Origin of the sequence: Noviherbaspirillum sp. (assembly GCF_036846085.1) — a bacterium.
GTDB lineage: Bacteria > Pseudomonadota > Gammaproteobacteria > Burkholderiales > Burkholderiaceae_D > Noviherbaspirillum.
This window is the reverse complement of record NZ_DAIUCO010000151.1, coordinates 1-12,216: the sequence shown is the minus strand read 5'-3', so window position 1 is coordinate 12,216 and position 12,216 is coordinate 1. Positions and strand designations below refer to the sequence as shown.

The window sequence follows — 12,216 nt, the reverse complement described above, 5'->3', positions numbered from 1 at the left end:
ATCCTGGATGCCGCCAAAGGTCAGCTTTTTCAGTATCTCCTTTTCCTGCGCGGCGTTCGGGCCCGTCTTGCCATAGGAAAGGAAAAATTCCTTCACTTTCTTTTTTGTTTCAGGCGCCAGGTCATTACGCCATACGAGCGGATCGGATGTGATCAACGGCGATTTCCAGACCTGCCGCAATTGCTTCGCGATCTCGGGCTGGCGGCTGGTGATCTTGTCCAGCGTGTCGGAACTGTGCACGGCGGCATCGACCTGCTTGTTTGCGACGGCCAGGATGTTGGTTTCATGATTAGCGCTGCGTACGGTCTTGAACGCCGACTTCGGGTCGATATTGTTCTGCGCGAATACGTAATAACTCGGGATCAGGAAGGCGGAAGTGGAATTGGGGTCACCGATACCGAAGTTCATGGCCTTTGCGTTCTTCAGCACGTCATCGAGATTCTGGTAGGGGCTATCCTTGTGCACGCTGATGTAGCTGTAATAGCCGAGTGTGCCGTCGACGTTCACCGTTTGCGCAAAGACTTCCCCGCTCGCACGGTCGACGGCTTCGATTGCCGACTTGTTTCCCATCCATGCCACGTGCACCTTGTTGAAACGCATTCCTTCGATCACGCCTGCGTAGTCGGGCGCGAAAAAAGCAGTCACCTTCAAACCGGTTCGCTTGCTCATCTCGTCCAGCAAAGGCTGCCAGTCCTGGCGCAGGTTCTGCGTGGACTCGGTGGAAATGATGCCGAAATTGATCGACTTGGTCGTATCCTGTGCATGCGCTGCTGGAGTGGAGATGGCTAGCATGACGGTTGCCGCGCAGGCGGACAGCAGATTGCGGTACATGAATGTACTCCCTGTAAATTGAAGGACTGGAAAATCGGGAAAGGCGCTTACACCGCCGCGGCCAGCACAGCCGGATGAAAGCTGCTTGCAGCGAGAATGTTCGGATGGGTGTGAGCCGACATCGGTGGCGCAAGGATCTCCTCCGCCTCGGCGCCGTACAGGTCGCGCAGCATGCCGGCGGACAGCGCGGAGGACGGCCCGTCATACACGACACGGCCGCGGCAGAGCGCCACGGTGCGCGGGCAGAAGCGCATTGCGAAATCCACCTGGTGCAGCGATACGACCACCGTGGTGCCGTCGATGCGATTGATGTCGGCCAGGGTTTGCATTACCCGGCGGGACGATTCCGGATCAAGCGAGGCGATCGGTTCATCGGCCAGCACGACCTTTGCCTTCTGAACGATGGTCCGGGCGATGGCGGCCCGCTGCTGCTGTCCGCCCGACAACGCCGATGCACGCTTGTAGGCATGATCGACGATGCCCACGCGAGCCAGCGCCTCCAGCCCAAGTTCCTTTTCCTCGCGGGTGAACTGCTTGACGCAACTGCGCCATAACGGCATGCGCGACAAACCGCCGGACAGTACGTTTGTCAGCACCGGCAAACGCCCGACGAGATTGAACTGCTGGAAGACGAAGCCGACGTCCGCCCGCACCGATCGCACGTCGCGTTCCACCAGGCCGTCCTGCTGCACGGTTCTGCCGCCGACCTTGATGTGGCTCGTCGACGTGTTTCCCGGCATCAGGCCGGAAATGTGGCGCAGCAGGGTGGATTTGCCCGAACCGGACGCACCGATCAGCGCCACCATTTCCCCCTGCTGGAAAGATAGACTGACACGATCGAGCGCCTGAAAGCCGCCCTTGAATGTTTTCGACAGTCCGCTGATTTCTATCATCATGATGCCCGCCTGGTGTTGAGAATGACGGGGGCAAGTATCGGGGCCAAATATGTCACGGGTGTGAAGACTGCATGACAGATGCATGAAATATCGCAGCTTCAACGGTCCGTTGACAAAAACCAGGCGAAAAGGCTGTCAACACGATCGGACGAGCCGGCAGCATGGCACAAATGCCGTCGCTCCAAGGGTGTGCCTGCCTGCATGGTGTCAGATGGTCGGCGACGCGGCATACCTTGCCGGCACGATGCGGCGCGCCGGACGCAAATGCGCCAGAAACTGTTCAGTTGCGGCATGCCAGGAGAACCGCAGCGCATGTTGGCGCACGTCGGCGCGCCGCAGTTTCAGCGCATCGAAGCAGGCGCGCGTCAGGTCCTGATGCAGGATCCCGGACAAGCCATGGGCAACCACGTCGACCGGGCCTTCCACCGGGTAAGCGGCGACCGGCACGCCGCATGCCATCGCTTCCGCCATCACCAGCCCGAAGGTATCGGTACGGCTCGGGAACACGAATACGTCGGCGCAGTTGTAGTAAGGGGCAAGCTCCGCATGCGGCTTCGCGCCAAGGAAGCGCACCTGTGGGTAGCGCCGCTCCAGTTCCTCCCGCATCGGTCCATCGCCGATCACCCACTTGCTGCCAGGCATATCAATGCGCAGAAAATCCTCGATGTTTTTTTCCACCGCCACTCTGCCGACATACAGGTAGAGCGGTCGACGGATGCAGGAGAAGTCCTGTGGTTCAGGCTGGAAGCGCTCGGTGTCCACGCCCCGTCCCCAAATCGCGACACGTTCGAAACCGCGTTGTTCGAGCAGCTTCTTCATTGCAGGCGTGGCCACCATGATTGCGCCGGAGCGGGAGTGAAACCAGCGTAACCAGCGATAAAGGAGTGCTGGCGGCAGGCGGCTCCGGGCATGCAGATATTCGGGGAAGCGCGTGTGGTACGACGTCGTGAAGTCGAGTCCGCGCTTGATGCAGTAGCGCCGCGCCGCCAGTCCCATCGGCCCTTCCGTAGCGATATGGATGCAATCGGGCTGCCATGCATCGAGCGCGATGCTGACGCTGGCGTATGGTTTGCACGCCAGCCGGATTTCCGGGTATCCCGGGCAGGCAAAGGTCGGCAGATGTTCGGCGGAGACGATTTTTACCTCGTGCCCGCTATTGCGCAGGCACTGCACGGTTGCCTTGAGTGTGTTGACGACGCCGTTGATCTGAGGCATCCAGGCATCGGTTACGATGGCGATGCGCATACTTCCGTCGTCTCTTCCAGTTTCACTTGTTGCGGCTTCGTCACGATGTCCTGCCAGGTAACCAGACGCAGCTCACCCGTCGTTTCCTCCACCAATGCCGACAGGCTTTCCACCCAATCGCCGTCATTGCAGTAGATGATACCGTCGATATCGCGGATTTCCGGCTTGTGGATATGTCCGCAGATGACGCCGTCAACGCCCTTCTTGCGTGCCTCTGCCGCCAGCGCATCCTCAAACGACGTGATGTAGCTGACCGCATTCTTGACTTTCAGCTTTAAATATTGCGACAGGGACCAATACGGCAGGCCGGCCCGCGCACGCCAATTATTGAACACCTGGTTGAACTTGAGGATCATGGTGTACAAGCTGTCGCCGACGTAGGCCAGCCACTTCGCGCATGCAATAACGCCGTCGAAGCGATCGCCGTGCAGCACAAGCATGCGTTTTCCCTGCGCCGTCACATGAATCAGTTCATCCCGGATCTTGATTCCGCCGAAATCCAGGTCGATGAACTGCCGGACCGCCTCGTCGTGATTGCCCGGTACGAAAATGACTTCCGTGCCCTTTTTCGCTTTCTTGAGCACGTTCTGCACGACGTTGTTATGCGTCTGGTCCCAGTACCAGCGGCGCTTCAGTTGCCAGCCGTCGATGATGTCGCCGACCAGGTAGAGCGTGTCCGATTCGGTGGCCTGCAGGAATTCCAGAAGTCGTGCCGCCTGGCATCCCGTCGTGCCCAGGTGAATATCGGAGATCCAGATAGTCCGGAAACGCTTGACCTCCTTTTTCGGATGCGGGGCCGGCTTCAGAAAACCGGCGTTCAGAAAGGTGTCGGCAGGCTTCATATTGGCCTCGATTCCTTCAGGTAGTGACGGGCGTACCGGTCGTCCAGCTTTCCGAGCGGAAGCATCAGGAACAGGTCGGCGCAATGAAATTCCGCATCCCAGGTCGGTTCGCCGCAGACCCACGCACCGCTGCGCAGGTAGCCTTTCAGCAGCGGGGGTATGGCGCCCTTGTCGGTCGCGTCGCTTTCGCCGATCGGGAATGGTAGGCGGGGCATGATGCGGTATTCCGCGGGTGCGAGATGGGACTGCATCACCGTGTGGGAGACAGCGGCTGCATTGCGCCCGCCATCGGCCAGACTGATGCTGGCGCAGCCGATCAGGTAGTCACAGCGTTCGCGCCGCATGTAGGCGGCCAGGCCGGCCCACAGCAGCATCAGCACGCCGCCGCCGCGGTAATCCGGATGGATGCAGGCACGGCCGGCTTCGACAATGCGCGACCGCAGGTGATCGAGGCGATTGAGATCGAATTCGGTTTCCGAATAGAAGCGGCCGATCCGTCGGGCGGTGCTGGCGCTGAGTACGCGGTAGGTACCGACGATGCGCGAGGTCTTGGTATCGCGAACGATCAGATGATCGCAATGGGCGTCGAACTCATCGCAGTCCAGTCCCTCGCTGTTCGTCAGCATCGACAGGCCCAGGGTTTCGATGAAAATCCGATAACGCAGGCGTTGCACTTCACGCACTTCTTCCGGCGTGGTGGCAAGGCTGAGTGTCAGTTTGGAAAAACTCTGGGCAGGTTCGACATTAACGGCCGGAGCGGTCAGTACGCGCATTCATCGTCCTCGAGAAAATGACGAGTGAAGCGTAACCGTGGATTACTTCGGCGAAATGACAGCGGCGTTTCAGTTCCGTGACACTGCAACAGCATGGGAGAAAGCAGGTGACGAACGCCCGCCTCTCCCGTTCCGGATCATTTGTCTTTCTTGGGACGACCGGCTTTCAGCGGCGGCAATGTGTTCAACACTTCCTTGATCTTGGCGACATCCATCTGCCGAATAAGCGCCACACCGACGCGCAGCAATTCGCTTTTCTTGACGTCCACGCCGGCCTTGAGACACGCCTTCTTCATGTCACCGAGTACCTGGTATTCGGCTTCCGGCATGGTGAAACTGTCACGCACCAGTTTCGGCTTTTTGACTTTGTCTTTTGGCTCTGCCGGTTTTACGTTAGCCGGCGCCTTGGCGCTGACTGCTTCCGGTTTGGCGACAACGGCGACTTTCGTTTTGGCTGGTGAGACTTTCTTGATGGTGTCCTTTGCGGCTTCCGGCTTCTGTGTGGCAACATTCGCCGGCTTGGCGGCATCCTTCTTTACTGATTTGGTCATCGACGCGCTCCCATTAAATAGTATAAATAATATATACCATTAATTTCCGGCTTGCAAATCTCATCGATCAGGTTACCGAAGCATCTTCAAGCAGGTCAACCGAGGCGCAGCACGAAGTCCATGCCGACATCGCTCCACGACTCGCGCTCCTTCTCCAGCCAATAGGAAATGGTGGGGTGTTCGGCGACACGGTCACGCCTGAGCTCCAGTTCGATTTTGCTCTTCATTCTCAGGCGGACTTCGCCGGCATCGGCCTCAATGCGGGAATGCATGAACAGGACGGCCAGACGCAATGACAGCACAGCCTTCGCGAAGTCCGGATCGGTCAGCGTTTCGCCAAGTTTGCGCAGATTGCCTTTATGCGCCAGTACCATCGCACTCATCACCCGCTGCTCGCGCGTCGTGAACCCCGGCAGGTCGGCATTCTCAACCAGATAGGCGCCATGCTTGTGGTAGCCGGTATGCGACACCGCCATCCCCACCTCGTGCAGCAATCCGCTCCAGTAAAGCGATTTCACATAGCCGTCATCGGCGGGCTTGGTTTGCATGTACAGCGACAGCGCAGTCCCGGCAACCCGCGCCGCACGTTCGTCGTCAACATGGAAGCGGCGGCAGAAGTCCCTTACCGATTGCTCACGCCGGTCGCGCTTGGTTGCACGCAGCTGCAAATCCCACAGCACCCCCATGCGCAGGCCGGCCTCGACCGCTTTCAGCGTCGTGATGCCGAGTTCCTGCATGATGGCCAGGAGGATGGCCAGGCCGCCGACCATGGCCGCAATCCGTTCCGGCTTCACGCCGACAAGATCGATGTTCCCGGTACTGCCGTAGCTGATGAGCCGCGCCTTGAGTTCCTCGAGGCTTTGCAGCGATAGTTCTCCATCGCCGATTGCGTTTCTGGTGATCGCTTCCGACATCGCGCGTATCGTTCCCGATGAGCCATAAGCGCGGGTCCAGTATTGACGATCGTAGGATGGCGCCGCGTCTTCAAAGAGTGAGCGCGCCGACAGGATCGCTGCTTCAAATGCCGCGGAATCGATGCGCCCGCCGGGAAAAAAGGATTGACTCTGCTTGACGGTGCCGATGCTGAAGGACTCGACTTTCTGGATATCCTGCCCCTGTCCCAAAATAAGCTCGGTGGAACCGCCTCCGATATCGACCACCAAGCGTTTTTCAGCCGGTGCGGGTAATGCGCTCGCCACACCCATGTAAATCAACCGCCCCTCTTCCTCACCGGAGATGATTTCGATCGGATACCCGATTGCTTTCTCCGCGGCAGGCAGGAACGCAGGCGCGTTTTTCGCGACACGCAGGGTGTTCGTGGCGACAACACGGACCGCGTCCAGAGCATGAGCCTGCAGGATGCCTCGGAATCTCGCCAGCGATTCAAGGGCGGTTTGCATCGCCTGGTCGGTAAGGTAACCCTTGCTATCCAGGCCGGCGGCAAGCCGGATCGGATCGCGCGCGCTCTTGACTACGCGAATCGTTTCCCCGTCGTGCCTGCCGATATGCAGCCGGAAACTGTTGGAACCAAGATCTACCGCAGCGAACATGTTTTTCCTCTTATGCTTTTCGTCTTTCTTGCAATAGCCGACATGGTAAGACATAAACATCCGCAGCGGTTCACCGCGGATTGCGCAAAGTCAAGTCGCGAGGTTCGGAGATATCCTTGATCGGCGATATAGCCGTCGTTCACCAGCCGACGCATTTTTCGTGAGCATCGAAGCGAACTTACAAGAAAATACCGTCTCGAATGTCGGGCTGCCGAGCACATCGCAGACGGCACGATATTGACGGGTTTCAGATGAAAAAACGCAAACGCGGCACCGCGGCAAATCCTTTCTCGGCCTGGACCAGGTTTGCCGTGACGACGGGAGAAATGATGGCGGCATCGGCACAGGTGATCAGCCACCGTACCGCGCGCATGGCAGCCGCCGGCCCGGTACCGGACGCACGGGACCGGACCGAGTTCCAATTGATGGGGCAGGAAAAGCTCGAAGCAGTGGCGGAATCGGCGCAAGCGGTCACCATGCGAATCATCGCTGCCAACCAGCAGATGGCCGCCATCGCTTTCGACCAGCTTTTGGGCCGGACTGCGCGTGTGATGGCATTGACGACCAGCCAGACCATGGCTCAGGCAAGCCGGCACCAGGCGGCGCTGGTAAAAGACGTATTGAACACTTCTGTGAAAGCCGCCGAACACTTGTCCCGTGTGACGCCTCAAATAGCGCAGCATGGATTGAAGCCGATCCATTCGCGGGCGACCGGCAATGCAAAGCGACTTCAGAAAGTCAAGATCACCAAAAAGAAGTAAGGCTGGAAGTGAAGCGGCTCCTGAAGCTTGAAAGACCCGCGCATCAATGACGTGCCGGCACAACAATTCGTGCCGGCATGAATATCGTCAATGCACTTTTGCCGCTCCCGCAGCAGACGATCCTGCATCAGTCCCACTTGGATTCATCATGCCTGCCATTGCGTCTCGTTGGCGTTGAGTAGCTTTTGCGGTCTCTTCGGAGGCGCGACGCGCGACCTCTTCCGCCAGCGCAGCCGCAGTCCGACTGGTCTGCGGCACATGGGTTTCAGCAGACCTCGCAAGATCAACCTGCGTGCTGGCCGCGATGCTGGATATCTGTTGCTGATAAGCCCGCAATCTCTCCGCCGTTGGCTGCGCCTGGCTTGCAGCGATGGAAAACGCCTCCTGCGGATTCTGAGCCGATAGAACTTGCTGAGCACCCTTCAACGAATCCTCCATCATTGTTCGTGCGATCTGGATGTTCAAGGCATTCACTTTCTGCATCGTGCCGAACAGTTGCTGCGACATATCGCTGAACATGGACAGCTGTGCATCCATATGTGCTCTGATTGCGGGTGTCATCGACTGCATGAATGAAAACATGATTCACCTTTCGAAGTGATTTAAAAAATTGGGCCTGTGCGGAAAAGGCCTTGTTACAACCTTAGGAAGGTCTAGGACTATGGAACATTCGGCAAGTTGCAATGGAGACGACATTTAAGATTTGGAATAGCGGTTGAATGTCCGATCAAGAAAGAAGCCAACCATTTCACGCGACGCATCCGGCCCGCGCGCATCGGTGTAGCTTCCTTCCGGGTTTCCGCCGGACCAGTTGTGACCTGCGCCGTGAATCACCCAATGCTCCCAGCACATGCCGCCTTGATCGTTGCTGCAGGTGGTTATGGTGTGACTGTAGTCTTCGCCGCAAGCGGATTCATCGCGCACAGATACCGAAATGCTCAGCTCACGGTTCTCTCTCCCGTCGGCAAGCGACCGGAGTCCTTGCGCAACGACGATCTTCTCGCCATTCTGAGGATGGATGGTGCCATCCATATCGCCGTGAAACACGATGGCCGGTACCGGCAATTGCGCTGTCGGCGCGGCATCCGACGATTCGGCTGTACCGTACTTCATTGCGTGCAAGGCGAAGAAAGCACTGCGAACGGAGGCATAGGGCATACCGGAATGAATGCCGACAGCGGCAAACAGATCGGGATACGTCTTGGCGAGTATGGCTGCCATGCTGGCGCCGGCTGAATGCCCTGCGACATAGATCCGGCTGGAGTCGATGCGATACAGCCTGGCGATTTCCCGCGTTGCATCGGCGAGGATGGCAGGCTCTCCTCTGTCGCGCTGCTGGTCGCTCACGCTGAACCAGCTCCAGCACCTCGAATGGTTTGCAATTTCGGACTGTGCGGGGTAAAGAACGAAGAATCCACGTTCCTCGGCAAGATGATTCATCCGCGTGCCGAGTGCAAAATCGACAGGATCCTGTGTGCAGCCATGCAGCATGACGATCAGCGGCAGGGGCTGCCCCCGATAAACGGAGGGAATGTATAGCTTGTAGCTGCGGCGCCCTGCCCGGCTTTCGGCCACACCATCGATAAAGCTGCCACGTCCGGTCGGAGACGCATTGAATGGCGGCTCGGCGACGCTGCATGGAGCAGCCCGAGGCACGCTCTGCATGCGCCGTTTCTTAAGCAATGGTGTGGGGTAAGTGGACCTGCCGACGGGCACATAGGCCGTCTCGGACGGCGCATTGAAGACAATGCGCGTTGTCGCAAGCATGAAGGAAAAAAATGGGTCGCTTGATATCACGGTAATCAATCAGATCGGTACGGCTGTACCTGTTTTTGCAAAGGCGTTCTCCATTCCCCGCTTGAATATTTGAACGACCGCGCCTCTGATGGACGCGTGTCGTTGGCTTACTTAGCTGCACTTACACCAGGCTATTCTCGTGCCGATTCGGCATGCAATCAGGCACCGGCCCGGGCCGCCTGCGATGCGCCCTGGCTCTTACCGTCACCTGCCTTGCCCGGAGCAATCGGATTGGTAAGCTTTTCCATCACTGCACGCTGGCGCTGTGTCGCCTGTTCGGTCTGCTCCGAAGCTGTCCTCGCGACTTCGTCAGCCAATGCTGCGGCTGTACGGCTGGTCTGAGGAACATGCGATTCTGCCGAACGAGCCAGATCGACCTGCGCACCGGCGGCGATGTTGTTCAAGTGCTGTTGATACGCACGGATCTTTTCAGCGGTCGGCTGAGCCTGCGACGTTGCAACCGACAATGCTTCAAGCGGATCCTTTGCAACCAGGACCTGTTGGGTACTGTTGAGCGTTTCTTCCATCATGGTTTTCGCCACTTGGATATTCAGCTCGTTGATTTTTTGCGCCGAGTCGAAAATTTTTCTCGACATGTCGGTGAACAGTGAGTATTGCGCTTCGATATGTGCGCGTGCTGCGGGTGAGGTTGGTTGTGAGTATGGGAACATGAACATGATTAACCTCCTATGTAGGCTGTAAATAGTTGCCCGGCGATTCCTTGATACCGGCAACCACGGTGTGCGCATAACGCTTCCAATAGAGGATGGCTTATTCATCAAGTTCCACCCGATGCGATGTATTTTTTGCATTGCACCATTACATCATCATGATGTTTAAGACACGTAAATTGCTCCGCCTACCGGAAAGCCACACTGCGAAAATGCAAATGCCGCTCATTGGCATATGCAATCGGAATGGTTGTACGGACAGTAAACTTTAATGCACTGCAGCGTGAACTTTTATGCAGGGAATTGGTGACGCGGAAAGACCTGAAAATCAAGAGAATTTTTCTCGTTTTTATGTCTCTAACAATGTCTTTTCGCCTGATGTTATTTAACATTCACATGAATGCCTGCCGCATGCGATCACTGGAAAGCTGTTCCTTCAACCAGAGAGAATACCAAGCATGAATACCATCGAACACCTCGTTAATGAACCGGCCAGCAACGTCGCCGACGTCATTTACACCGACGTCCATGACAGGGAAAAACATCTCAATGTCATTCAATCGATTGCCGATGAACTGCATCGACCAATGCACGAAATCGCGGGAATGTATGAACAGATTCTGAAAGATCTGCGAACTCAGGCCTCCATCGACGATTACTTACCTGTATTGGTGTCAAAGCGCGTGAAGGAAGCATACCGCCACCATTGAATGCGAAATGCGGAGGTGGTCAGGCACGCTGCATTTGGAGTACCGCAACTCGCGCACCGGTGTTATTCAGGGCGTGATGCCGTGAGGGTCCGCATAACCGTCATTTTATTTGCACCCGATCCGTTGCATCCGGTTCTTCTTGAGGCATTCATCAAGCTGTCATCAAGTTGATGCACAATGCCGCCTGAGCACTATCTCCCAAAGGATAGTTGTTGCCTGCCGCCGTGAGGCGGCAGGCTTTTTTTTCGCCGATGACCGCAACGGTAGTGCGATGCTCAATGCATCGACGGTCTCTATCGCCAATGGCACTGTCACCGCACGCGAAGCAAAAATACAACACGTTTCCAGCCTGTCATCAAGTTGTCATCGTGTCCGGATAAAGTTCGTCCGGCTCTGCTCTCGCTCTGCACACTAGTCAAGCAATCAGTCCTGAATTGCGTTCATATCCCGAGAGCGGCTTCACAGTCATCCAGCATGACGGAACACAGTTGACAACCTTGGAACCTTCAAAAATGAAAAAGTCACTTCTCGCATTTACACTAGTGGGAACCTTCGCCTATTCCGCCGTCGCACAAACCAATGTGACCATTTACGGCGTTGCCGACGCCGGCATCGCGATCAATGATAGCGACGCACCGACCGATGCACGCACCTATCGCCTGGAAAGCGGACAGCAATCCGGTAGCCGTCTCGGCTTCCGCGGCACGGAGGACCTGGGTGGCGGTCTCTCAGCGATCTTTACATTGGAAAACGGATTTTCGATCGACAACGGCCAGCTTGGCCAGGGCGGTCGCCTGTTCGGTCGTCAGGCATGGGTCGGACTGAATGGTAATTTCGGCGCGGTCAAATTCGGTCGCCAGTACAATCCGATTCGTCCCGCACTGGAAAGCATCGACCCGTTCGCACTTGGTCTGGCCGGCAACATGACCAACGTATTCCTGGCATACGGAGAACGTGCGGACAACACCATCAACTATTCGACGCCAAAATTCGGCGGGTTTTCCGGCCAGGTCGCATACAGCCTTGGTGAAATCGCAGGCAGCACATCTGCCGGCCGTCAGGCTGGCCTGCTGCTTGGCTATAACAGCGGCCCGATCAATGTTGTCCTCGCATACCACGACCAGAACCTGGCCACCGCGACCGGCGCAAACAGCGGCAGCGCGGACACCATCATGCTGGGCGGTACATACGACTTCAGCGTTGCGAAGCTGCACGCCGCATATGCCGTCAACAAAGGCGAAACCGCAGCCGGCGCGACGAATGTCGACAGCACCGACATGATGCTCGGGCTGACCGCCAAGCTCGGCGCCGGCAATGTCATTGCGTCGTATATGCGCAAGAACAACGACCTGGCAGGCAACGGTGACTCCAACCTCTGGGCAATCGGATACACCTACGACATCTCCAAGCGCACGAATCTATACACTTCGTATGGACGCGTGAAGAATGATCCGACAGGTCTCGTAGGCTTCGGCGGTCCGCTGACAGCAGCGGGCGCCGGCCGGGATCCGTCGACCTTCAACGTCGGCGTACGTCACCGGTTCTGATCGTATAGCGGCGATCATCGCGGAAGAAACGCAAGGGGCGGG

Annotated in this window: 13 protein-coding genes; 3 read left to right on the top strand and 10 right to left on the bottom strand. The window is 57.3% G+C overall.

Annotation, left to right across the window (positions count from 1 at the left end; genetic code table 11):
- The 7 genes from phnD to V7080_RS16710 all read right to left on the bottom strand — a co-directional run.
- Window positions 1-831, bottom strand: an 831-nt coding sequence (gene phnD, locus V7080_RS16740; RefSeq protein ID WP_334189532.1) for a phosphonate ABC transporter substrate-binding protein, incomplete at its 3' end; no start/stop codon positions are given.
- A 47-nt stretch (window positions 832-878) separates the two neighbouring features.
- On the bottom strand, window positions 879-1,727 hold the full coding sequence (gene phnC / locus V7080_RS16735) for a phosphonate ABC transporter ATP-binding protein (protein WP_334189531.1): 849 nt from the start codon (window positions 1,725-1,727) through the stop codon (window positions 879-881).
- 207 nt (window positions 1,728-1,934) lie between these two features.
- Window positions 1,935-2,972, bottom strand: a complete 1,038-nt coding sequence (locus V7080_RS16730; protein WP_334189530.1) for a glycosyltransferase family 4 protein — start codon at window positions 2,970-2,972, stop codon at window positions 1,935-1,937.
- A complete protein-coding gene (locus V7080_RS16725) occupies window positions 2,954-3,814 on the bottom strand; it encodes a UDP-2,3-diacylglucosamine diphosphatase (RefSeq protein WP_334189529.1) in 861 nt (286 codons plus the stop codon). The genes V7080_RS16730 and V7080_RS16725 overlap by 19 nt, the downstream gene beginning before the upstream one ends.
- Window positions 3,811-4,587 (bottom strand): GNAT family N-acetyltransferase, encoded by a 777-nt coding sequence (locus V7080_RS16720; RefSeq protein WP_334189528.1) that lies wholly within the window; start codon window positions 4,585-4,587, stop codon window positions 3,811-3,813. Before V7080_RS16720 ends, V7080_RS16725 begins: the two co-directional genes overlap by 4 nt.
- 137 nt (window positions 4,588-4,724) lie before the next feature.
- On the bottom strand, window positions 4,725-5,138 hold the full coding sequence (locus V7080_RS16715; protein WP_334189527.1) for a hypothetical protein: 414 nt from the start codon (window positions 5,136-5,138) through the stop codon (window positions 4,725-4,727).
- Window positions 5,139-5,233: 95 nt separating this feature from the next.
- Window positions 5,234-6,688, bottom strand: coding sequence for a Ppx/GppA phosphatase family protein (locus V7080_RS16710; RefSeq protein WP_334189526.1), 1,455 nt, complete (start codon window positions 6,686-6,688; stop codon window positions 5,234-5,236).
- A 251-nt stretch (window positions 6,689-6,939) separates the two neighbouring features.
- Here V7080_RS16710 and V7080_RS16705 point away from each other — a divergent pair, with 251 nt between their 5' ends.
- Window positions 6,940-7,449: a polyhydroxyalkanoate granule-associated phasin gene (locus V7080_RS16705; protein WP_334189525.1), complete on the top strand. Its 510-nt coding sequence runs from the start codon at window positions 6,940-6,942 to the stop codon at window positions 7,447-7,449.
- 87 nt (window positions 7,450-7,536) lie between these two features.
- On the opposite strand, the gene V7080_RS16700 is transcribed toward V7080_RS16705, so the two are convergent.
- The 3 genes from V7080_RS16700 to V7080_RS16690 all read right to left on the bottom strand — a co-directional run bounded on the left by V7080_RS16700 (window position 7,537) and on the right by V7080_RS16690 (window position 9,923).
- Window positions 7,537-8,031, bottom strand: coding sequence for a phasin family protein (locus V7080_RS16700; RefSeq protein WP_334189524.1), 495 nt, complete (start codon window positions 8,029-8,031; stop codon window positions 7,537-7,539).
- A gap of 114 nt (window positions 8,032-8,145) precedes the next feature.
- Entirely contained in the window at window positions 8,146-9,216 is a 1,071-nt protein-coding gene (locus V7080_RS16695; protein ID WP_334189523.1) for an extracellular catalytic domain type 1 short-chain-length polyhydroxyalkanoate depolymerase, read from the bottom strand.
- 188 nt (window positions 9,217-9,404) lie between these two features.
- Window positions 9,405-9,923 (bottom strand): phasin family protein, encoded by a 519-nt coding sequence (locus V7080_RS16690; protein ID WP_334189522.1) that lies wholly within the window; start codon window positions 9,921-9,923, stop codon window positions 9,405-9,407.
- Window positions 9,924-10,375: 452 nt separating this feature from the next.
- Between V7080_RS16690 and V7080_RS16685 the strand changes: the two genes are divergently transcribed.
- Both V7080_RS16685 and V7080_RS16680 read left to right on the top strand, forming a co-directional pair.
- On the top strand, window positions 10,376-10,627 hold the full coding sequence (locus V7080_RS16685) for a DUF3562 domain-containing protein (protein WP_334189521.1): 252 nt from the start codon (window positions 10,376-10,378) through the stop codon (window positions 10,625-10,627).
- Between the two features lie 512 nt (window positions 10,628-11,139).
- Window positions 11,140-12,174 carry a porin gene (locus tag V7080_RS16680; protein WP_334189520.1) on the top strand — a complete coding sequence of 345 codons (1,035 nt, stop codon included), beginning with the start codon at window positions 11,140-11,142 and terminating at the stop codon, window positions 12,172-12,174.
- Window positions 12,175-12,216 lie beyond the last annotated feature (42 nt).